General features: G+C 48.4%; 13 protein-coding genes. 11 read left to right on the top strand and 2 right to left on the bottom strand.

What is annotated here, in order from left to right; translation table 11 throughout:
* The first annotated feature begins 75 nt into the window (after positions 1-75).
* Together QK890_RS07610 and QK890_RS07605 are read left to right on the top strand one after the other, a co-directional pair.
* Positions 76-2,361: a GH92 family glycosyl hydrolase gene (locus tag QK890_RS07610; protein ID WP_005810519.1), complete on the top strand. Its 2,286-nt coding sequence runs from the start codon at positions 76-78 to the stop codon at positions 2,359-2,361.
* Between the two features lie 40 nt (positions 2,362-2,401).
* Positions 2,402-5,068 carry a kelch repeat-containing protein gene (locus QK890_RS07605; RefSeq protein WP_032539595.1) on the top strand — a complete coding sequence of 889 codons (2,667 nt, stop codon included), beginning with the start codon at positions 2,402-2,404 and terminating at the stop codon, positions 5,066-5,068.
* Between the two features lie 54 nt (positions 5,069-5,122).
* Here the strand turns inward: QK890_RS07605 and QK890_RS07600 are convergent, their stop codons facing one another.
* On the bottom strand, positions 5,123-5,383 hold the full coding sequence (locus QK890_RS07600) for a hypothetical protein (protein WP_032539594.1): 261 nt from the start codon (positions 5,381-5,383) through the stop codon (positions 5,123-5,125).
* 466 nt (positions 5,384-5,849) lie between these two features.
* Between QK890_RS07600 and QK890_RS07595 the strand changes: the two genes are divergently transcribed.
* Genes QK890_RS07595 through QK890_RS07575 form a run of 5 tightly spaced genes read left to right on the top strand, consistent with a single transcriptional unit; the run spans position 5,850 to position 16,857 of the window.
* Positions 5,850-9,035 (top strand): TonB-dependent receptor, encoded by a 3,186-nt coding sequence (locus QK890_RS07595; RefSeq protein ID WP_005775430.1) that lies wholly within the window; start codon positions 5,850-5,852, stop codon positions 9,033-9,035.
* A gap of 13 nt (positions 9,036-9,048) precedes the next feature.
* The gene (locus tag QK890_RS07590; protein ID WP_032539592.1) at positions 9,049-10,731 is read left to right on the top strand and encodes a RagB/SusD family nutrient uptake outer membrane protein; all 1,683 of its coding nucleotides are present in this window, start codon (positions 9,049-9,051) and stop codon (positions 10,729-10,731) included.
* A gap of 21 nt (positions 10,732-10,752) precedes the next feature.
* A complete protein-coding gene (locus QK890_RS07585) occupies positions 10,753-11,706 on the top strand; it encodes a discoidin domain-containing protein (RefSeq protein WP_032539591.1) in 954 nt (317 codons plus the stop codon).
* Between the two features lie 27 nt (positions 11,707-11,733).
* A complete protein-coding gene (locus tag QK890_RS07580; protein WP_005810512.1) occupies positions 11,734-13,185 on the top strand; it encodes an alpha-L-fucosidase in 1,452 nt (483 codons plus the stop codon).
* Between the two features lie 18 nt (positions 13,186-13,203).
* Positions 13,204-16,857 (top strand): glycoside hydrolase family 2 TIM barrel-domain containing protein, encoded by a 3,654-nt coding sequence (locus QK890_RS07575; protein WP_367627289.1) that lies wholly within the window; start codon positions 13,204-13,206, stop codon positions 16,855-16,857.
* Positions 16,858-17,106: 249 nt separating this feature from the next.
* Here the strand turns inward: QK890_RS07575 and aroA are convergent, their stop codons facing one another.
* The gene (gene aroA, locus QK890_RS07570; protein ID WP_032542447.1) at positions 17,107-18,357 is read right to left on the bottom strand and encodes a 3-phosphoshikimate 1-carboxyvinyltransferase; all 1,251 of its coding nucleotides are present in this window, start codon (positions 18,355-18,357) and stop codon (positions 17,107-17,109) included.
* Positions 18,358-18,641: 284 nt separating this feature from the next.
* Here aroA and QK890_RS07565 point away from each other — a divergent pair, with 284 nt between their 5' ends.
* The 4 genes from QK890_RS07565 to QK890_RS07550 all read left to right on the top strand — a co-directional run bounded on the left by QK890_RS07565 (position 18,642) and on the right by QK890_RS07550 (position 24,586).
* Complete coding sequence (locus QK890_RS07565; protein WP_005810504.1) at positions 18,642-19,517, top strand: AraC family transcriptional regulator; 876 nt, start codon at positions 18,642-18,644, stop codon at positions 19,515-19,517.
* Positions 19,518-19,528: 11 nt separating this feature from the next.
* Complete coding sequence (locus QK890_RS07560) at positions 19,529-20,698, top strand: HAMP domain-containing sensor histidine kinase (RefSeq protein ID WP_032542448.1); 1,170 nt, start codon at positions 19,529-19,531, stop codon at positions 20,696-20,698.
* Between the two features lie 277 nt (positions 20,699-20,975).
* Positions 20,976-22,937: a family 20 glycosylhydrolase gene (locus QK890_RS07555; protein ID WP_005810500.1), complete on the top strand. Its 1,962-nt coding sequence runs from the start codon at positions 20,976-20,978 to the stop codon at positions 22,935-22,937.
* Positions 22,938-23,266: 329 nt separating this feature from the next.
* Positions 23,267-24,586 carry a TolC family protein gene (locus QK890_RS07550; RefSeq protein WP_022011420.1) on the top strand — a complete coding sequence of 440 codons (1,320 nt, stop codon included), beginning with the start codon at positions 23,267-23,269 and terminating at the stop codon, positions 24,584-24,586.
* The last annotated feature ends 8 nt before the right edge of the window (positions 24,587-24,594 follow it).

Here is a 24,594-nt window from a genome sequence, read left to right as displayed (position 1 = left end):
CATTAGCTTCGCAGCATAAATTAAATGCAAAGGGTAAATAAGCCTTTACCCTGTTTAAAATTCAATTTCTGAGCTATGAGGAAGAATATTTCGATTACCCTTATCGTTAGTGCAGCCCTTTTGCTGGCTTCGTGTACACAACAAAAAGTACCTTTCAGCCCTGTCGATTATGTAAATCCCCTGATGGGGACAGAGTCTACTTATGCCTTTTCGCATGGGAACACCTATCCTGCCGTAGCAGTTCCCTGGGGAATGAATTTCTGGAGTCCGCAAACCGGGGAGAATCGAAGTGGCTGGATGTATATGTACACCGACAGCCTGATACGGGGATTCCGCCAGACCCACCAACCCAGTCCGTGGATAAACGATTACGGAACTTTCTCTATCATGCCGTTGTCCGGCGAACTGAAGCTGAATCATAAAGAACGGGCCGTGCCTTTCTCACACACTCAGGAGAAAGCGACTCCTTATAGTTATGGTGTCACGTTTGCGGATGGTACCCGGACGGAACTTTCCGCGACTTCGCGCGGAGCGGTATTTGAAGTTTCTTTCCCGGAGAAGTCCGACCAATATATTGTGGTAGATGCTTATGATGGTGGAAGTGCTCTGGCGATTGACAAGGAGAATCGGTGTGTAACCGGTGTGGCACGTAATCATAATGGCGGAGTACCCGATAATTTTGCCAACTATTTCCGGATAGAGTTCAGCCATCCCATTACAGAAGAAGGAGTATACGACGGGGATACGCTGATGCATCACCAACAGACGGTAGAGGGTGATTATACCTGTGCTTACCTCAAGTTTAACGTTCCGGCGGGGGAAAGGCTGACCGTCCGTACGGCATCTTCTTTTATAAGTCCCTCACAGGCACTTATCAACTTCAGCCGGGAAGTGGGAGGAAAGAGCCTTGCCCAGGTGAAGGAAGAAGCACGAAAACAGTGGAACAGCTATCTGGGACGAATTGAAGCGGAAGGCGGCAGTGAAGAGCAGCTACGCACCTTCTATTCCTGTCTTTACCGGACATTGCTCTTCCCCCGTGAGTTCTATGAGTTCGATGCTCAGGGGAAACCGGTTTATTACAGTCCTTATAACGGAAAAATACACGATGGCTACATGTATACCGACAATGGCTTTTGGGATACGTTCCGTGCAGTCCATCCCTTGTTCACCTTATTATATCCGGAGGTTTCCGAAAGGGTTACCCAGTCCATTCTCAATGCTTACGATGAAAGTGGCTTTATGCCCGAGTGGGCAAGTCCCGGCCACCGTGGATGTATGATTGGCAATAACTCCATCTCTTTGTTGACAGACGCTTGGGCAAAAGGGATTCGTACCATTAATCCGGAGAAAGCTCTTGAAGCGATGATCCATCAGACTGGAGCCGTGCATCCGGAGATCAGTTCGGTGGGCCGTGACGGATTTGAATATTATGATCGTTTAGGCTATGTTCCTTATCCCGAAGTGCATGAGGCTACCGCTAAAACCCTTGAATATGCGTATGCCGACTGGTGTGTAGCGCGCTTTGCCGCTTCCATCGGGAAGAAGGAGATTGCCGACAGTTATTATCGCAAGTCCTTGAATTACCGGAATCTTTATTATCCCGAACATGGCTTTATGTGGGCGAAAGATGCCCAAGGGCGGTGGAGGGACCGCTTTGATGCAACAGAATGGGGAGGTCCCTTCACAGAAGGAAGTTCCTGGCACTGGACCTGGAGCGTTCTTCACGATCCCGAAGGGCTGTCGCAACTGATGGGAGGGCACGCATCGATGGCAGCCCGTCTCGATTCCATGTTTACAGCTCCCAACACCTACAATTACGGCACCTATGGTTTTGTTATCCACGAGATAGCCGAGATGGTAGCCCTTGATATGGGACAATATGCACATGGCAACCAGCCGGTGCAACATGCCATCTATTTATACGATTATATCGGCAGGCCCTGGAAGACCCAGCAACATGTTCGAGAAGTGATGGGGAAACTCTATAACTCCGGCAGCAAAGGCTACTGTGGTGATGAGGATAACGGACAGACTTCTGCCTGGTATGTCTTCTCGGCCATGGGATTCTATCCTGTTTGTCCCGGTGTGCCGGAATATGCGATGGGGAGTCCGCTTTTCCCGAAACTGACGCTGCACTTGCCCCATGGAAAAAATTTCATTGTGAAGGCAGAGGGAAACAGTCCCGCAAACTGCTATATCGGAAAAGCCTTGCTCAATGGCAGCGAGTTTACCCGTAATTTCCTGACTCACCGTGAACTTATTTCCGGAGGAGAACTGGTATTATCCATGGATAGTGTGCCCGATCTCCGCCGTGGCACCCTGAAGACGGATCTGCCTTACTCTTACTCCCGGGGGCACTAATCCCGGTATACGTTTGCCATTTCTATTATTTTTCGTATTTTTGTTGCACTATGGAACGGATGACGCATTTATCGAAGAACAGTATATGAGAAGGTTGAGATGTTTGTTTGCTATCGGAATGATATGGCTTTGTATAGCCGATTGTTTCCCGCAGGGACTTCTTTTCTATGGAAATGAGAAGCGGATCAGTGAGCGTGCCACTTATTCTGTCCTGCGCGAGGAACATCAGCGTACCTTTACCAACACCTTCTGCATCTCTTTTGACTATCTGGTACGGAATGTGGAGAGTCCCGGTTATATCCTTTATCTGGAAGACCGGGATGCCGGAAAGACCTATAGCTTCACCTATCTTCATAAACCCGGTGACCGCTGTTCTTTTTCTTTTAACGAAGACGGCAAACGTATCTTTTGTACTTTTGAACTGAATAAAGAAGATTATGACCATCGTTGGTTGCCCGTCTCCATTGCGCTGGACATACACAAAGACCAGGCCCGGATAACCGTTGGCAGCCAAAGCAAAGAGATCTCTAATCTGGGATTGGAGAAAGGCGGCTTCTCTCCGCATATTTATTTCGGTAAATGTGAATACATTCTGGACGTGGCTTCGTATGCCATCCGTAACCTGTCGCTTACCGACGGAGAAGAGATCATGATATTCCCTTTGAACGAGAGTAGCGGAGAAGATGTACACGACAGCCGGGGACATGTTGTGGGACGGGTTACCAACCCCATGTGGCTTATCAATCAGTCCTACTATTGGAAAGAGCTTTTTACGGATTACTCTTCCACACCCTCCGGTCTGAACTTTGACAAAACACATCAGGAGATTCTTTTCTTTAATCAGGACTCTCTGTCTACGTTCAACCTCTATACCCACGAATTGTTGCAGGTGCCTTATAAGAATCCTTTGCCGGTTCAGCTTCGTCTGGGTATGAACTTCCTGGATGAGGCTTCCCGCGAACTGTATACCTACGAAGTAGCCGACTCGCACGGTGATGCCATGGTGGCGGCACTCGATCTTTCCACCAACGAGTGGCGTTCAGCCAGTACCGATTATCTTTGTCAGCAACTCCATCATCATAGCGGATTCTTTCATCCGGCCGAAAAGAAATTCTTTCTGTTTGGCGGTTACGGAAGCCGCAGGTATAGCAATACGTTTCTTGCATACGACCTGAAAACTTGCCGCTGGGATACACTGACTTTCTCGGGCGACCGGGTAACTCCCCGCTATTTTTCCGGTATGGCCGTCAGCCGCGATTACAAACGGGTTTACCTTTATGGAGGCATGGGCAATGAAGCCGGTGATCAGAATGTGGGACGCAACTATCTGTACGATCTGTACCGGGTGGATATGGACACCCGTTCGGTACGGAAACTCTGGGAAGTGAAAGCACCGGCGGTCAACCGGGTGGTCCCCCGCAATATGATACTCTCTGCCGATGAAAAATACCTGTTCCTGTTGGGGTATCCGGAATATCTGCCCAATTCCACTTTGCAACTATACCGTTTGTCCGTCCGTGACGGAGAGTGTGAAGTGGTGGGAGACAGCATTCCCATTGTTTCGGAAGAGATTGCCACCAATGCCAATCTTTATTTCAATGAAGAACTCGGCGAGTTCTACTGCTCTGTTCAGGAGTTCGAGAAGCACGGTCAGGTGACTACCCGCCTCTATTCTCTGGCTGCTCCGCCGGTGACTCTGGCCGATGTGGAATATTACAGCCGGATGCGGACCACTCTGAACAACAGGCTGACCGGGGGAATCGTTGGCGGGGTATTGCTCTTGATGGCCTGTGTATGGGGAATCGTACGTTACAGGCGGAAACGGAATGCGGCATCCCCGGAGGAAACATCTGCCGGGGTTCTTCCCGAAAGAGGGCAGAGTGCCCCGAAACTTTCGGTTATGGAGCTGCCTGAGATCGAGGAATCCGAACTTGGAAAAGAACCTTCTGAGTGGGATGAGTTGCCGGCTGTATTGCCGCCCGATAAGAATGCGATTTTTCTTTTTGGTATGTTTACCATACTCGACAATGCCGGGCGTGATATAACTTATATGCTCAGTCCTAAGCTGCGTGTTCTCTTTTTATATATTCTGTTGAACAGTGTGGGGAAGAGAGGGGTGCTTTCATCGGATATGAATAAGATATTCTGGCCGGACAAACCCGATAGTAACGTGAAGAACCTGAAGGGAGTAGCCATGAATCATCTGAGAAAGATATTGCAGGATGTAGACGGTATCGAGCTTGTATTCCGCAACGGATACTTCTGCCTGGTGTTTGGCGAAGAGTTCTATTGCGATTATATCCGTCTGATTGCTCTTACTTCTCCCGAAAAGAAAAAGAAGGAGAGTCCCGGTGCCATCCGTGCCGAATGGTTGGAAATACTTCTGCGGGGCAAGTTCATATCTACTGTCGAATCCGATCTCTTCGATTATTATAAACAGAAGGTGGAATCTCTGATTCATTCTCTGCTGCCCGAACAGCTGGAACTTGCTTACAAAGATGCCCGGTTCAGTATCGTCATCCGTCTTTGTAACATCCTTTTCATAGCCGATCCTTTGTCGGATATGGCACTTGCCTACACGGTTTGCGCCCTTCGGAAACAGAATAATCCGGAAGAGGCCATCAGGCGTTATGCCGCGTTTACAAAGGATTATAAGCGGATGATGAACGAGGAATACAGCATTGCTTTCGCCGACATCAAAGTTTAAGTATTGTCCCGTTGCCAATTTTTCAAAATGCTAACGAAAGCCTCCCGGTTTTCGTTATTTCGGCCATTGGACAAGGCGGGGGCGAAAAAACGCCGCCATTTCGTTTATCTGTTTATCTTTCCGGCAGTAATTCTGCCTGTTTTCAATCAGTAGAGAAACGTAAGCGATGCCCTCCCGTGCCTCCTGTCCGCTTAATGGTGGAATACCTGTCCTTTCGATACTTCGTGAAGCCTTCTCCCGGTCATCCAACCAGAAGTAAAATAGTTCCCGCAGACCCTCTGTCTCCGTAACAATATATGTTATCGACCAAAACATATAGAGATATTTGAAAAAGAAGTAAGCATTTTCCGGGAATGCTTACTTCTTTTCGACCAAATGCTTACTTCTTTTTCGGAAAACGCCGGCTCTTTTCACTCCCAATCAAGGCTATCGAGGAGAAAAAGCCCGGCTTTTCACCTCCATTTGCCCGGTTTTGCCTGCATGTTTCTTCCGGTTGCTCCTTTTCTGTAAAGGGTACAGTCAGTGAAAAAGGCTTTTTACTGTCTTTCTGATAGCTTGGTGTCTCTTTATGCTACCTTTGTGCATATTTTAACTTAGAGGATTCTGTGTCTGGAGCACTGTGGCGCGGGGTTAACAAGAAATACACGAGGTTAATTGCTTCGTTAACCCTTATTTAATCCCTCTCTTAAGACCATAGAGATACATTTGCTTTCGTCTTTAAATAAAAAGAGTCAGCAACGCCTTGCTTGATTCCTAATGTTAATTTTAACTTGTTATTATTATGAGAAAACGAAAATTAGTAGAAAGAGCCGTAAGGGCCTCGGGGATGTTTGTCCTTCTTTCGGGTATGGGACTTCAACCTTGCCTTGCTTCTCAAAACTACAATGCAGAACCTGCCGAAGTGGTGCAGGCAGCACAACAGAAACAGAAAATAACCGGCCGTGTTCTCGATGACACAGGTTTCCCCCTGCCCGGAGCTTCTGTGCAGATCAAAGGTGCTCCCGGTCGGGGAACTATTACCGACATCGAAGGTAACTTCTCGATTGACGCAGATCAGGGTGAACAGTTTGAAATCTCCTTTATCGGGATGGAAACACAGGTTGTAACCGTTACCGGAAAGACCCATCTGGAGATCACCCTCAAAGAAGATACCAAAACACTGGACGAAGTAGTGGTGGTGGGTTATGGTACGCAAAAGAAAGCGAATCTGACCGGAGCCGTAGCCAGTGTTTCGGCGGAGACACTCGAAAGCCGTCCTATCACGAACCTCAGCCAGGGATTGCAGGGTATGATCGGTAACCTGAATATTTCTGCCGATAACGGTGCACCGGGCAAAGGATACGGATTCAATGTCCGTGGTACTACCTCCATCAACTCTTCCGGCCCCTTGGTGTTGGTCGACGGTGTGCAGATGGATCCCAATATGATTAACCCGGCCGATGTGGAAAGTGTTTCGGTATTGAAAGATGCGGCTTCCGCCTCTATCTACGGAACACAGGCAGCCTATGGCGTAGTGCTGATTACGACCAAGAAGGGTAAAGACGAGAAAGCGAAGATCTCGTTCTCGTCCAACTGGTCGGTCAATTCCCCCACACGCAAACCGGAGTACATGGATTCGTGGACATTTGCCAATTTCCATAATCTGACCAATCGTAACTCCGGCGGAGGCGACTATTATGATAAGAACTACATGGATCATATCTATGCTTATTATACCGACCCGAAGCATAATCTGCCGGTATTCATCGACCCGTCCAATCCCAACAAGTATCTGTATTGCGGTAACACCGACTGGATAGACGAAACCATCAAGGATCATACTTTGATGCAGCAATACACGCTGTCACTCAACGGAGGATCGGGCAAGACCACCTATTATGGATCGGTAGGCTTCCTCGATCAGGGAGGAACGCTGAAACATTACGACGACAAGTACCGCCGTTTCAATGTCAACCTGAATCTGACTTCGGACATCACCAATTGGTTGCAGGTTCGGTTAAAAACCGTCTATAACAATACTTTCCGGGATGCTCCCTACGGAAGCAATAACAGTGACGAGACGGCACAGATCAACAGTGCTTTCTACGGTGCCGACCTTCGTCCGATGATGCCGGTTTACCATCCGGACGGAAACTTCTCCGGACAGGGCAGTTGGACCAATATGGTAGCCACTCAGTCCATCTCCGGCGAGCGTAAGAACAAAGAGAATGACCTTTGGCTGACCGGAGGTCTGAAAATCACTCCCCTGAAAGACTGGACCATCAATGTGGATTATACCTATAACATGTATATCCTCTCAAAGAAACAGCATGGCAAGGAGATATTGGAACATACCGCCAATCCGGATATCGTAACCGTATTTCCGCATACCACTCCGAGCCGTGTGAAGTTTACCACCGACGATAACTATTATCAGACGTTTAATGCCTATACCGACTACACCAAGTCCTTGGGCAAACACAACATAAAACTGTTGCTGGGATATAATTATGAAACCAAAAGTTACCGCTGGTTCAATGCCGAGCGTGAAAACCTTATCAGTAATGACCTCCCCGGTCTGGGACAGGCTTACGGAGAGAAGTACAATGGAAGCGGCCAGCACTCCTGGGCTACTATGGGATATTTTGCCCGCATCAACTACAATTATGCCGAACGTTATCTTTTGGAGTTGAACGGACGTTATGACGGTTCCTCCAAATTCCCTAAAGACAAGCGGTTCGTATTCTTCCCGTCCGTTTCGGCAGCCTGGAGAATCTCGAACGAAGCTTTCTTCGAACCGGCCAAGAAGATTGTGGACGAACTCAAGCTCAGAGCTTCTTATGGTTCGTTGGGTAATCAGTCGGTTGGCGGCGACTATCCTTATATAGCCACAATGGGTACCAATGGCGAGATGGGATATCTGGTAGACGGAAAGAAAATAGCCAGTGTGAGTCCCGGCGGCATCGTCAGTCCGTACCTGACATGGGAAACCGTGCGCCAGATAGACTTAGGTGTGGACTGGGCATTGCTGAACAACCGTCTTTACGGAACCTTCGACTGGTACATGCGTAAGACACTCGATATGGTGACTAACGGTACACCCCTTCCCGCAGTGCTGGGTACAGGCGCGCCGCAAGCCAATACGGCCGATCTGAGAACAACCGGATGGGAACTTTCAATGGGATGGAGAGACCGCGTAAACAAGGATTTCTCTTATGATGTAAGCTTCGTACTGTCCGATTATCAGGCAGAGATCACGAAGTTCAACAATCCGCAGAATCTGCTTTCAACCCACTATGTTGGCAAGAAGTGGGGCGAAATCTGGGGGCTGGTTACCGAAGGTATTTTCCAGTCACAAGAAGAAGTAAATGCCCATGCCGACCAGTCGGAAATCTACGGCGGTGGTTGGTATCCGGGCGATGTGAAGTACAAAGACCTGAACGGTGACGGCAAGATAAATAAAGGAAAGAATACGCTTGATGATCCGGGTGACCAAAGGATAATCGGTAACAGTGAACCGCGTTACAGCTATGGTATTAAGGGTGGATTGCAATGGCGTGATTTTGACTTTGATGTATTCTTCCAGGGTATCGGTAAAAAGGATGTAGTGTTGGGAGGTAACCAGTTCTGGGGCTTCGGCAACGAGTGGCACGTACCTTTCAAGCATGCACTCGATTCATGGACGGAAGATAACCGCAATGCTTACTTCCCCCGCTCTACTTATGACAACGTGACCGGTAACCGCGAAACGCAGACCCGCTACCTTCAGAATGCCGCTTATCTGCGCCTGAAGTCCATTACATTGGGATATTCGCTGCCGAAAGCACTGCTGGGCAAATGGAAGATAGACCATGTACGTTTCTACGTAAGCGGACAAAACCTGCTGACGTTCGATCACTTGTTTGACATATACGACCCCGAAACAGTGAGCCTCAGCACCTATCCGCTGACCAAGTCTGTTTCATTCGGATTAAACATTACCCTCTAATACGATAACAATTATGAAAAAGAATAAGATATTACTGATGGCGTCAGTGGCATGTACTTTTATGTTCACCTCTTGCTCTGACCTGCTGGACCTGTATCCTGAGGATTCTCTCTCCGACCCTAAATTCTGGACAAGTGTGCAGGACCTCGAACTTTATGCCAATGGCTTTTACGGAATCCTGCCGGGAGCGCAAGGCCCCGGTGCCGATGACGAATCGGACTGTTACGTGAACGAGAAACCGAAGACCTGGATTTTCAACCTTGAAACGATTCCTACTTCCGGTGGCGGATGGGGAAGCGGAGACTGGGGAAATATCCGTTCCTGCAACTATTTTATGGACCGCTACAAACGCGTGCAAGGTGACGAGGAACAGATAAACCGTTCGGTGGCTGTGGTTCGTTTCTTCCGTGCCTGGGAGTATGTATACAAAGTGAAGCGTTTCGGCGATGTACCTTGGTATGAAACAGAATTGCAGATGGACTCCGAGCAACTGTATAAGGGGCGCGATTCGCGGAAAGTCGTGTTTACACACATCCTGGAAGATCTCGATTTTGCCATTGAACACCTTCCCAAACCCAATGAAACGAAGATCGGTAACATGCACAAGTATGCCGCGCTGGCTTTCAAATCGAGAGCTTGCCTGTACGAGGCGTCTTTCCGCAAATATCATGGGTTGGGCGATTATGAAGAGTTATACCGTGAAGCTGCCGAGGCTGCGGAACAAGTGATTGAAGAAGGCGGCTACGCGATTTATAAGACCGACAACCCCACTCTGGACTATTATAACCTGTTTGTACAGGAAGATTTATCTTCCAATAGTGAGTGCATCATGCCGAGGGTTTATATTACCAAGCTGTTGATGCACAACAATACCCGCCAGATGGAAGAGTCGTATACAGGTTTGAGCCGTGCCATGTTTGAGCAATACCTGTGTGCCGACGGTCTGCCCACTGCTGTCAGTCCGGAATACGAAGAGGCAGATATGCCGATGGACGAACTGATGCAGCGCGATCCGCGTTTGCGCCAGACTATTGATAATCCGGAGCTTCCTTTCAAGGTGCTGAGTGACGGCACCCGCCAGTTTAATGCTCTTCCGGTCATAGATACCAAATATTGTACCACCGGATATTATGTAATGAAGTATCACTCGACGGATCCGGAACAGTGGAACATCGGACAGTCTACACTGGATGTGTTTATTTTCCGTTATGCCGAAGTGTTGCTGAACTATGCCGAAGCAAAGGCCGAATTGGGTGAATGTACTCAAGATGTATTGGACCTGACCATCAACGAACTCAGAGATCGTGTAGAGATGCCGCACCTGAAAGTGAATGTCGGCTTTACCGACCCGAACTGGCCGGATTATGGCTATGAACTTTCTCCATTGCTTTACGAGATCCGCCGCGAACGTGCGGTCGAGCTGATCGGCGAGGGTTTCCGTTGGGATGATATTGTACGTTGGAGAGCGGGTAAGTTGCTGGAAGCACCCAAGAGTATGCTCGGAATGAAAGTATCGGACAAGCTGAAAGAGCAGTACGATTCTTTTTCCCGGGAGCTGACCGAGGACAATCTGCTGATTGTTTATCCGGACAGATCGACCCGTAAATGGGACGATAAGCTCTATCTTCATCCGTTGCCTATCGACGAGACAACGATGAATCCGAACCTGTTACCCAATAATCCCGGCTGGGAATAACTACTTAAAACGAAACGAATCATGAAACAGAATATATTGAAGGCAGCCATTCTGGCTGCCGGATTCTGCTGCACAGTGGGATGCAGTGACAATGACAGTGACCTGACCATTTATATTCCGGACGCGGGAACTGCCGTGAAAGCCAATTTTTACATTGAAGACGAGCCTTACGTACAGACCTTCAACGTTGCCGTTACTCCTGAAACTTATCCGCAACTGACGGAGTATGGGTTACCCAATGATGCTGTGGTGCACCTGCAAGCCGATCCGGACAAAGTGAACGAATACAATACGAAGAACGGAACCGAGTATGAACTGCTGCCTGAAGTTGCGTATGACCTGACCGGAGAAGTACTGGTCAAGGCCGGGACATCGAAGTCCGAAGAAGCCGTAATCACAGTTCATGCGAAAGGTAATATCGAGGCATTCAAAGAGTATCTGTTGCCCGTGAGCATTACTTCGGTAGAGGGAGCTGTTGCCGATGACTGTTGCCAGACCATCTACTTCATCTTCAGAGGATCGATGGATGCCAGCAATATGGAGTTGCTCGACCGCACCGGATGGGAAGCCCTGAGCGCTTCGTCCGAAGAGCCGAAAGAAGGAGACTGGGGGCACAGCGGGCTGAAAGAGGCTTGTCTGGATGGCGATCTGAATACTTTCTGGGGAACCGACTGGAGCAACCAGCACCCCCAACCGCCTCACTGGATTGTCATTGATCTGAAGAAAACCACCCATATTCAGGGATTTGCCTGCCAGGCACGCGAAGAGGGCTATGACGGTCCGAAAGAGGTGACCGTGGAAGTAAGCGAAGACAACGCTACCTGGACAGTCGCCGCCAAGTTTAAAGATATCCCGGCACAGGGTGAGTTCCGGTCCTTCCTGCCCAATGCCGTAGACGGACGCTATCTGAAGGTGACCATTACGGCCGTGAACGGTGGACCGCATGTGACGGTCAGCGAACTTAATTTATTTTGATAACGAACATCTAAAACAGACGAATACATGAATCTAAGAAATTTATTTTTAGCAGCGGGAATCGCTGCCGTGGCGGTACCCGTATCGGCACAGAAGGCTCCGGAACCTTACGGACTAACTCCCAGCGCACGCCAGGTGGAGTGGTACAACCGTGAGATGATCGCTTTCTTCCATTTCGGAATCAACACATTCGAGGAGTATGTAAACGAAGGTGACGGACGTGCTCCGGCAGCTATCTTCAACCCTACGGCTCTCGATTGCGGACAGTGGATGCGTACCCTCCGGTCGGCGGGCATTCCCAGTGCCATCATCACCGCCAAACATGCCGACGGCTTCTGCCTTTGGCCCAGTAAATATACGGACTATGGTGTGAAGAACTCCGCCTGGAAAAACGGAAAGGGAGACGTTGTACGTGAATTTGTAGATGCCTGCGAAGAGTATGGCATCAAAGCAGGAATCTATTTGGGACCGCACGACCGGCATGAGCATCTTTCTCCGCTTTATACTACGGAGAAGTACAAGCAGTATTATGGCCACCAGTTGGAAGAACTGATGGGTGACTATGGAAAAGTCTGGGAAACCTGGTGGGACGGTGCCGGAGCAGACGAGCTGACCACTCCCGTCTATACGCATTGGTATAAGATTGTGCGTGAGAAGCAGCCGGACTGTGTCATTTTCGGAACCAAGAACTCGTATCCTTTTGCAGATGTGCGCTGGATGGGGAACGAATCGGGTAAAGCCGGTGATCCTTGCTGGGCGACTACCGACTCTGTCTGCATCAAAGATGAGTGGAAAAATTACGAAGGACTGAACGAGGGAGTAAAAGGCGGCGACGCTTATATCCCGGCCGAGACTGATGTATCCATTCGTCCCAGTTGGTTTTATCATGCCGAAGAAGACAGCCGTGTGAAGAGTGTCAAAGAGCTTTGGGACATCTATTGTACCTCTGTAGGGCATAACAGCGTGCTGTTGCTCAACTTCCCACCTGATCGTCGCGGACTGATTCACCCCACCGATTCACTTCATGCTGCATTGCTGAAGCAGGGGCTGGACGAAACCTTCGGGAACAATCTGCTGGCTAAGGCCAAGGTGAAAGCAACGAACGGACGCGGAGGTAAATTCCGTCCGGAATTCCTGACGGACAACAATAAGGAAACTTATTTTGCCGGAAGGGACGGAGCCAAGACCTCAGACATCGTTTTCACCCTTCCCCGGCAGACGGAGTTTGACTGCCTGATGATTCAGGAAGTGATCGAACTGGGACACCGCACGACGAAGTGGAGTGTGGAGTACTCCAATGATGGCCGTAACTGGACCCCGATACCGGAAGCAACCGATAAGCAGACGGTGGGGTATAAATGGATCGTGCGTTTCGAACCGGTAAAAGCCAAACAGGTACGTCTTCGTATCCTCGACGGATTTGCTTGTCCTGCTATCCATACATTCGGAGTGTACAAACAATCGGCTTTATTTCAGTAAAAACAATAGGTAGTTGGGTTGAATATAGGTTTGGGCTGTATCACACAGGCAGACATACGTTTTGTTGGCGGATACAGCCCTTGGTTTTCTTCCCTGCCTTTTCTTAATATCAATAGTATGCTAAATTTTAAACATCTGTTTCTGGTAAGCGTTGCTCTGTGGTCGACAGTAGGAATGGTTCGTGCCCAGGAGTTCGATCCGAAGCAAAGCTACGAGATCCATACCCAGAACGGGCTTGTCCTGGACAATCAGGAGAGTCTGGATTTAGGTGGTAAGATATTTATTTCTAAAAAGGAACCCCATAAAGAGTCGCAGGTCTGGAATCTGATTCCTTGCGGTAACGGCTGCTATTCCATTGTCAGTCCGCTCACTGAACTGGGAATCGACAATAGCGGCAATGGGAGCAAGGAGTGTCCGGTTATCCAATGGGACCCAAATAAAGAAAATCCCAATCAGCAATGGCGTATCACGGCTTTACCCAATGGGAATTATTTGTTCACCAGTGTAGCGAGTGGTTATAATCTGGGCTTCCCGGATGCCGGCCTTGTGGCCGAGCCGGTTTACCAGCTCAAACCAGATGCGCAGAAAATAAGCCAGCAATGGAAAATCGTGAAATCGAATCTGAAAGTGGTGGCTGAGGCTTTTAAAACCCGGAGTGATAATGACTGGGAGAATGAACGGATATTTGCCGTTAACAAAGAAGAAGGGCGTTCCACGTTTGTCCCCTTTGCCGATACGGAAGAGATGAAGGGCGATCCTTCGTACACCCGTCCTTGGATACGCAATCACTCTTCCCGTTATCTGTTGCTCAATGGTGACTGGAAGTTTCATTGGGTAAAGCAACCTTCCGAACGTCCGGTGGATTTCTATAAACCGGGCTATGACGTGTCTGCCTGGAAAGAGATTCCGGTTCCTTCCAATTGGGAGATGCTGGGATACGGCACCCCCATCTATACCAATATCACCTATCCGATACGCAACAATCCACCCTTTATACAGGGACAGAGAGGATATACGGTAGAGAAAGAGCCTAATGCGGTAGGTTCCTATCGGAGGGAATTCTCTCTGCCGGCCGACTGGAAGAATAAAGAAGTGTTTATCCACTTCGATGGAGTGTACAGTGCTATGTATCTGTGGATCAATGGTAAGAAAGTCGGGTATAGCCAGGGTGCCAACAATGATGCCGAGTTCAACATCACACAGTATGTGAAGCCGGGTAAAAACATATTGGCGGTCGAAGTGTATCGTTGGAGTGACGGCAGTTATTTGGAGGACCAGGATATGTTCCGCCTGAGCGGTATCCACCGGGATGTCTATCTGGTGGCGACTCCGAAACTTCGCCTGCGCGACGTGCATCTTACTTCTGTCATCAGTGACCGTTTCGACAAGGCCGACTTATGTGTCAAAGCAGACGTGAAGAACTATGGCAAGTCTGCTGTGAATGCCTCCGTACGCATAGGGCTGCTGGATGCCGATGGCAAAACTTTGCGTACGTTTACAACTGCGGTCGGTAATCTGGCTGCCGGAAAAGAGATCTGTCTGCCTGCAAAAGCAAGTATTCGTGATCCCCAACTCTGGAGCGCCGAAACACCTTATCTGTATACTGTGAATCTGGAATTGCTGGATGCTTCCGGCAAGGTGCTCGAGGCAACTACCCAACAATATGGTTTCCGCAAAATTGAAATACGTGACAATAAAGTGTATATCAATGATGCATTGGTGTTGTTCAAGGGTGCCAATCGTCACGATATTCATCCCCGTTTCGGTAAAGCGGTGCCTGTAGAAAGCATGATAGAGGATATTCTTCTCTTTAAGCGTTTCAACCTGAACACCATTCGTACCAGTCATTATCCGAATGATCCGAAGATGTATGCTCTGTTTGACTACTATGGACTTTACGTGATGGACGAAGCCGATCTGGAATGTCATGGCAACATGATGCTGACCAAGCGGGAAAGTTGGAAAGGTGCCTTTGTCGATCGGGTGGTACGTATGGTGGAACGGGACAAGAACCATCCTTCCGTTATCTTCTGGTCGATGGGGAATGAATCGGGTGGCGGACCCAATTTCGAGGCTGCTTATCAGGCTGCCAGAGAGATTGACGCACGGTTCATCCATTATGAAGGAATGAATGACGTTGCCGATATGGACTCACGGATGTATCCATCCATCGAAAGTATGATAGCTCAGGACAACGAGCCGCGCAATAAACCTTTCTTTCTATGTGAGTATGCACATGCCATGGGAAATGCCGTCGGTAACCTGGAAGAATATTGGGACTACATTGCCAATCAGTCTAAACGCATGATCGGAGGTTGCATCTGGGACTGGGTGGACCAGGGCATCAACAAACCCGGAGAAGCGCCGGACCGTTATTATTTCGGGGGCAGCTTCGGTGATCGTCCCAACGACAATGACTTTTGTTGTAACGGACTGGTGACACCCGACCGTAGGGTTACTCCTAAGTTATGGGAAGTGAAAAAGGTATACCAGTATATGACTTTTGAAGAAGTGGGAGAGAACAATGTGGGGTTGCGCAATCATTATTCATTCCTGAATATGCGTCATTTCAACCTGCGTTATGTCATCCTCAAAGACGGGGTGCCTGTGGCAGAAGAGGAGTTCGGGTTGCCTGACGGCAAGCCGGGCGAGCACCGCACGATTCATATCCCTTTCCTCCGCCACTTGACAGAAGATGCCGATTATCACATTAACCTGGAAGTGAAACTGAAAAGTGACTGCGTATGGGCTAAAGCCGGACATGTAGTGGCAACGGAGCAGTTCTTGCTGAAGGAGAGGAAACGCAAATCCGAAATGCTGGAACCTTCAGAGCCTCTGCAGGTGATAGAAGAGCGGCAGTACATCCGTTTCCGTGCTCCGGGAACCGAAGTGTCGTTTGATTCGAAGACCGGCATGATGATTGCTCTCCGATATGACGGGCAGAACCTGATACATCGGCAGCAAGGACCGTCACTGAACTGGTATCGTTCTATTAACAATGATCCTCGTGAATGGATTCAGCCGGTGATCGCGCTGCGTGGTTTTGACTGGAAGATGGCAGAGGACGGAAAGTCGGCATCCATCCTTTCGGAAATAGAAGTGAAAGTAGGGAAAGTAACCGTTCCTTATACCGTCAGATATCAGGTTTACAGTAATGGTGTGGTCGATGTGGCAGCCGACTTTACAACAGGTAGTAACTTTGACCTTCCCCGTCTGGCTTTGCAGATGTTCCTCAACCCCTCGTTGGAACAAGTCGAGTGGTATGGCCGCGGCCCAATGGAGAATTACCGTGACCGGAAGAATGCCGCCTATGTCGGGCGTTACCAAACGACTGTCACGGATATGGCGGAACATTATGCGCGTGCGCAGACAATGGGCGGACGCACGGATACCCGTTGGCTGTCACTGACCGACGACCGGGGCAAAGGACTCAAAATCACCGCAACGGATACGGTTGACTTCAGTGCCCAGCACTATACGGACAAAGATCTGTGGCAAGTGAAGTATGGGCACGATTTGCCGGACATTCGCCGTGCGGAGGTTGTTCTCAATCTGGACTGCATTCAGCGGGGATTGGGCAACGCCAGTTGCGGACCCGGACCCCGTCCCCATTATGAGATACGGAAAGATACGGTCTACAGCTATTCCTTCCGGATGGAGCCGTTGAGATGATGAACATCGGTCCGGCTGCAAAGGAAACCGCTCTGCAGCTCCTGATGTTGATTATTCTTAAAGTTATTGCACCCTGCCTCCCGAAGTCGGAACTTTGCGGAGGTAGGGTTTGCTTTTTCCCGGAATCGGCCTTGGGAGGTGTTCTGTGATGGGGCTGGAGACGTCTCTGTATTCAGCTTTCTGTGTCTGCCGTCCGGAGGGTAGGAGAAACGGGATTGGATGATCTGTTTTTTGTATCTAATCTAAACCTTACTGTCTGCTGCTTGTTTCTGTGGCATGTGCCTCGATCACAAAACCGGCTTTGCGCAAATCGTCCCAATATCCGGGATATGACTTGGATACGACCTGCGGCTCATCGATCTGTATTGTCGGATAATGAATCGCTGCCGGGGCAAAAGCCATGGCCATGCGGTGATCTTCATACGTCTTTATGACGGGACATGCCTGCGGCTCTATGCGTTCGCCGTTCCAGTACAGAATGCTGTCGTCCTCGTCGTGTAACACATACCCCAGTCTCTTCATTTCCGCTTTAAGAGCTTCGATGCGGTCTGTCTCTTTGATTTTGAGGCTTTGCAGCCCGGTGAACCGGAAAGGGACATCCAGTAATGCACAAGTCACGACAAACGTCTGCGCCAGATCCGGGATGTCGACGAAATCTTCATCCAGCCGTTTGACACAGCTGCCGTTTTTCCTCAGCCGTATGCCTTCTTCCGTATATTCGGTTTCTATTCCCAGCCGGGCAAATACCTCCGCTCCCCGGCTGTCCCCCTGATAGCTGTGGCGGAACAGTCCGGTCAGTTCAATATCCGTTTCGGAAGACAAGACAGCCATCTGATACCAGTAAGAGGCCGCGCTCCAGTCGCTCTCTACAGTAAACGGGACGCAGCGGTAAGGCTGTGGCTCGACCGAGATGCTTTGGTCCGACGTCCACCGGGCCGATGCACCGAAGTCCTTCATCAGTTGCAGGGTCAGGTTGATATACGGGCGCGAGACGACCTCACCCGTCAGCCGGAGCTGCAAACCGTTTTTCAGGATCGGCCCGATCATCAGCAAGGCCGAAATGTATTGTGAACTCACGTTGCCCTTCAGTGTAATTTCGTTGCCGGCCAGCGGTGCCCCTTCAATCCGCAGGGGCGGGAAACCCTCGTTGCGGGTATATTCGATATTGGCTCCCAGTTCCCGTAAGGCGTTCACCAATATCTGTATGGGACGCTGCTGCATCCGTTCCGTCCCGGTGATGATGTGAGTGCCCGGCGTACTACTCAGATAGGCTGTCAGGAAGCGCATGGCCGTTCCGGCGGCAAGGATGTCGATTACTTCCCCGCCCTCTGTCAGAGCCTTGACCATGACCTTCGTGTCGTCACAGTCGGACAAGTTCGAAAGCACGTCATTGCCCTTCGACAGTGCATGGATGATAAGCGCACGGTTGCTGATACTTTTTGACGCCGGAAGCTGGATGGTGGCCTTTATGTGCGAAGGCGCTGAGAGTAGATAACGCATGATCTTTGTTGCTATAGTTATATTTGGTTGCAAAAATAGGAAATCTATTCTTTTCCGTCCCTATCCCTTTCTTAAAATATTAAAGATATGAACGGAATCCAATATACATTAACAGGGCGAACAAACAGATGCGGAATAGGTTGTTTATAGGCTTATAGACATTTTGTTTATAAAAAAATGTCAAGAAGAGCCCCCATATTTCCGTATTATGATACCAAAAGTCTTGTGCGGTAACGGGGTTAGCATAGTTATTTTACTTTTGTATCAACAATGAAAGAATTCTGATGCCAAACAGGGATAGTGAGAAATTGATAACAGATAGTTATGCCACGACTTTATTGGGGGATGAACTTATGGTTTGTGAGAATATGAAGCACATTCGTGTGACTTCTGCTCCTTCCTACACTGAAGCCGGAATGATTATTTTATGTTTGAGAGGGACCGCCAAGGTTTGTATCTTTGACAATATCCACATTCTTACGAAGAACGAGCTGGCAGTTATTCTGCCCGGGCAATTGGTTTCGATAACCGAGTTGAGCAGTGACTTTCTTTGTGATATAGTCGTGCTCTCCCGTGCGCTCTTTGATGATACGTTGAGTGGGTTCAGTCGCTTTTCTCCTCTTTTCTATGTTTATATGAGGAGCCATTACTGGTACGAACTGACCGGAGAAGAGGCCGGACGGTTCAAGCGTTTTTATGAATCGCTTTCAGAACGGGCCAAAGATCCTACCCACTTTTTCAGGAGAGAGTCCGTGCTTCTATTATTAAGGATTTTTTATCTGGATATCTACAATGATTATTATGGCAAATCTCATCTGGCAAAGGGAGAGTCGGACTTGGGTAAGAGCAAGTTGGCGCATGATTTTTTTTGTTTGATAATGCAGCATTACAGAGAACATAAAGATGTCGCCTTTTATGCCGACAAATTGTGTATCACCTCCAAATATCTGTCGATGGTGATAAAAGAAGCAAGCGGAAAGACGGCGAAAGACTGGATTGTAGAGTATACCATTTTAGAGATCAAAGCCATGTTGAAGAACTCTACCATGAATATACAGGAGATATCCATCAAGACAAATTTTGCGAATCAGTCGTCATTGGGACGTTTTTTCAGGAAGCATACCGGGATGACACTCACAGAATATCGTATGTATCAATAAATAACGCATAGATGAAACAAAAAGAACAAACCGAACTGTTGCGGACTCAGCAGATGCTGAATGAAGTGAACCGCAAGCTGCTGATGACACTTGGGGTTGCAGAGGTTTTCCCATGGAAATGGGAACTGGCGGAACGTATGGTCTGGTTTGATGCCCGTCCGTCGGACGATCCCGAAGGGTGGGAGATTATTCATAATGACTTGTTCCCGGTTTCTATTACGCGTGTTTACGAGGGCATATACAAGGAAGATCGCTTCCGTGTGGTCAGGGCCTGTCGCGAATTGCTGAATGGCAAAGTCAAGAAAGTAGTTATCGAACTTCGTTTCTGGGCCAAAAAGAAAGAAGGACTGGTGTTGGAGTGGTTGGAGATGCATGCCATCCCCGGTAAGTACGACGGGAATGGCAAGTTGTTGACGGTAGAAGGTTCGCTGATGTCGATTTCCAAACGGAAGGCCTTGGAAGAAGAGCTGACAGCCGCCAAGGAAAGGGCGGAAGAAGCAAACCTGCTGAAGTCGGCATTGATTGCCAACATGAACCACGAGATACGTACCCCCTTGAATGCGATTGTCGGTTTTGCATCCCTTCTTTCCATTGTGGACGATGAGAAGGAGCAGCAGGAATATATCGGCTTGATACAAAGCAATACGGAACATCTTTTGCGGCTGATGAACGATGTGATCGACCTCTCTAACATTGAGTCGGGTGTGATGGATATGGCCGGTTCGGATGTTCTCCTTGACCCGTTGATGGAGGAGATTGAACAGATATACAGGCCCAAGGCGGAATCACGTAGCCTCGTCCTGGCTTGGGACGGAGAGCAACTTGGGGCGCATATTTACACAGACCGGGGCCGGTTGATACAGATATTGGAGCATTTGCTGTGTAACGCCATAAAGTTCACGTTGAAAGGAACGGTCCGTTTAGGTTATCGGAAGAAAGAGGAAGGCCGGATCTGGTTTTACGTGACGGATACCGGATGTGGTATTCCCGAAGAGAAAAAGGAACTTATATTTGAACGTTTTGTGAAACTTGACGACTTTGTGCAGGGGCTGGGACTCGGATTGCCCCTTTGCAAAATCATTGTCGACCGATTGCACGGAACAATTGGGGTAGATTCAAAGGTAGGAGAAGGATCGACTTTCTGGTTTACTCTCCCCGATTTGTCCGGTAAACTTATTTAAGATCTACGGATGAGAGACCGTGAGGTTCCCTGAAAAGGACTTCTGTAGCAAGTTGGTGTTTGCCATCAGCTTGATGTTTGTTTTGTTTGTGATGAGGTCACCGTTTCAGCGGAAACAAAGACCCCGCGTTGGCACTTCAGCGGATATGTAATTTTGTCTGCCGGGGTGCCAACTTTCTTTTATTTTGAACAGAATGTTGTACAATCGATAGATTTACATTACTTTTGGTTCCGCAATCGGATGTCCGGTTGAATTAACCCTTTTATAACGACACGATATGAAACTTGTTAACCGATTCTTTATGATTCTTGTGGCACTATGCCTGGTTTGTCCCGGCATCAGTGCAGTTGTTAATCCCAAACCTTTTGTGATTCCCGAACTGAAAGAGTGGAAAGGTGCCGAAGGAGCGTTTGTGCCTACCGAAGCTACAAAGATTGTCTGTCCCGCCAATCAGCCGGAACTGTTGCGCATAGCCCGTATGCTGGCCGATGATTGTGAAACAATGTTCGGCTATAAACCCGAAGTGGTACAGGGCAAAGGCGGAGCCGGCGATGTGATCCTTGCTATCCGCGCAGATAAAAAGTTGGGTAAAGAAGGTTATACGGTAAAAGTAACCGACCGTATCTTGCTGACTGCTCCCGAAAGTATAGGCGTATATTGGGGAACCCGTACTTTGCTCCAGATTGCGGAACAAAGTGAAAACCACCAGTTCCCGAAAGGAACTTTGCGCGATTTTCCCGACTACGCCGTGCGTGGCTTCATGATAGACTGCGGACGTAAGTTTATTCCTCTTGCTTTCCTTCAGGACTATGTGAAGATCATGGCTTATTACAAGATGAATACTTTGCAGATTCACCTGAATGATAATGGCTTTAAACAGTACTTTGAACATGATTGGTCGAAGACTTATGCTGCGTTCCGTCTGGAGTCGGATACGTATCCCGGACTGACTGCCGAAGACGGATATTACACTAAACGTGAATTTATCGACTTGCAAAAGCTGGCCGAGAATCTTTATGTAGAGATCATTCCCGAGATCGATGCTCCGGCACATACTCTTGCCTTTACACATTATAAACCGGAGATCGGCAGCAAAGAATATGGCATGGATCACCTCGACTTGTTCAATCCTGAAACTTATAAGTTTATGGATGGTCTCTTTAAGGAGTATCTGGAAGGAGACGAACCGGTATTCCGTGGAAAGAAAGTGCATATCGGTACTGACGAATATTCTAATAAAAAGAAAGATGTGGTAGAGAAGTTCCGTGCTTTCACCGACCACTATATCCGTTATGTAGAGAGTTTTGGCAAGCAGGCTTGCGTATGGGGAGCGCTGACACATGCCAAAGGTGATACACCGGTGAAATCGGAGAATGTGATCATGAGTGCCTGGTACAATGGCTATGCCAATCCGAAAGATATGATCGAACAGGGATATAAGTTGATCAGTATTCCTGATGGACTGGTATACATCGTTCCGGCTGCCGGATACTATTATGACTACCTGAACACGAAGTATCTGTATGAGAACTGGACTCCTGTACACATCGGCAAAGCAGTTTTCCCGGAGAAAGATCCTTCTGTCCTGGGTGGTATGTTTGCCGTATGGAACGACCATGTAGGCAACGGTATCTCGACAAAAGATATTCACCACCGCGTTTATCCGGCTTTGCAGACTTTGGCTGTGAAGATGTGGACAGGAAAAGATACGTCTGTTCCTTATGCCGACTTCGACAAACAACGTAATGCCATCAGTGAGGCTCCGGGTGTGAACCAACTCGGGCGTATCGGTACAGCACCGGGGTTGGTATACGAGCAGGCCTCTGTTGCCCCGGGCAGCAAGACACCCCATCGCGAAATCGGATACGACTATCTGGTGACATTCGATATTGACGGAGCCGACGAAGCAAAGGGTACAGAACTGTTCCGTTCGCCCGATGCCGTATTCTATCTCTCCGATCCGATTCGTGGTATGTTAGGTTTTGCCCGCGACGGTTATTTGAATACATTTAGTCACCGTATCCACAAAGGTGAGAAAGCAACCATCGGTATCAGTGGTGATAATAAGTCGACCCGTTTACTTATCAACGGTCAGGTGGTAGAGGAAATGAATACTCAGAAACTTTACTATAATGCCGGAAAGGATTCTATGAATTATGTCCGTACTTTGGTTTTCCCATTAGAGAAAGCCGGGAAGTTTGATAGCAAGATTACGAATCTGAAAGTCTATAAGAAATAAGACATTAATCTGAATAAAGAGAGGGAGTTTGGCTGCGTGCCTGGCTCCCTCTCTTGGTTTTCGGAGAGGCTGTATGAAAAAAATAACCTCTTCCGTTGCCACCTGAATCTTGTTTTTTTGTAACTTTGTCCCCCGGATGGAGCATAAAGTTCCACGAGACGAATGAAACAGAAACACAGAAAGCCCCGTTTTGAGTCCTTTCAAGGTATACTAACCAAACTTGCACTCTTCCATCAGTGGGGAAGAGAAAATTCGGATTAGGTAAGTCCCTTTACCTGATTTTTCCTCTTTACATTTTATTATTTCTTAAAATTCATAAGTAACAACGTATGAACAAATTCACTTTGTTCATAATGATGCTCTATGCGTCATTATGTCCCTTGAGCGTGTATGCTCAGGAAGCGGCACGACAAACCATGTCCATTGAAGAGATGTTTTCGCTTGCCGACCAGAACAGTAAATCGTTGCGTCCGTGCGCAACCGGTATCAGTGAAGCACACGAAGGCGTGAGGGTTGCTAAAAATGCCCGTCTGCCCGAGATTGAGGCCTCTTTGTCATTCAGCTATCTGGGAGATGCATTGCTGACAGACCGTAATTTTTCGAATGGGTCCAATGCGTCAATGCCGCATTATGGCAATAATTTTGCAATAGAAGCCACGCAAGTGGTATATGCGGGAGGAGCCATCACGAATAGTATTGCCATTGCCCGTTTGCAGGAAGAGATGGCCCGTCTGAATCTGGATACAAGCCGCGATAAGGTGCGCTTTCTGCTGATTGGGTATTATCTGGACCTGTTCAAACAACAGAACATGTTACAGGTATATGAGAAGAATATTGAACAGACTAAACAGGTTATCGGGGAACTCCACGCGAAGGAGGCTGAAGGAGTCGTTCTGAAAAACGACATCACCCGATACGAGTTGTTGTTGGCCAATCTGGAATTGACCCGTACACAGATTGAAAATACAATCTCCATCCTGAATAACAATTTGACCACCAGCCTGGGGCTGCCGGAAAATGTCAGTATACAGCCGGACACTACCATTCTTTCGAAAGCTCTGCCTGTTGAAGCTAAAGAGAACTGGACTACTGCCGCTTACGCGAACTCTCCCGTATTGAAACAGATGTCGCTTGCAGTCCAAATGAGCAGACATCAGCAGAAGATTACCCGATCGGAGCGGATCCCGAAGGTGGCTCTGTTTGCCGGTAGCAAACTGGATGGACCTATTACCATCGAAGTTCCTCCCATCAATAAGAACCTTAACTATTGGTATGTAGGAGTGGGGTTGAAGTATAATTTCTCTTCTCTGTTTAAGGCTGACAAGGCCGTTGCCAGGGATAAGTTTGCCATCCGGCGGAGTACAGAGCAGTATGAAGATGCCAAAGAGCAAACCGAACTGGCCGTCAATGCAGGACAGGTGAAATATCTGGAAACTTATGTGGAACTGAATACCCAGCGGAAAAGTGTGGAACTCGCCAATCTGAACTATGCCGTTATCCGTGACCGCTATAAAAATGATATGGCACTGATCACCGATATGCTGGATGCCAGTAACTCAAAACTTGCTGCCGAGGTGCAACTGGTAAATGCACAGATCAATATTGTATTTAATTATTATAAACTTCTGTATATCTCTGGAACTATCTAAAATCAATC

This window comes from Bacteroides sp. NGMCC 1.200775 (assembly GCF_040798045.1).
Lineage (GTDB): Bacteria > Bacteroidota > Bacteroidia > Bacteroidales > Bacteroidaceae > Bacteroides > Bacteroides hominis.
The sequence above is the reverse complement of the archived record's forward strand: the minus strand, read 5'-3'. Positions and strand labels throughout refer to the sequence as shown.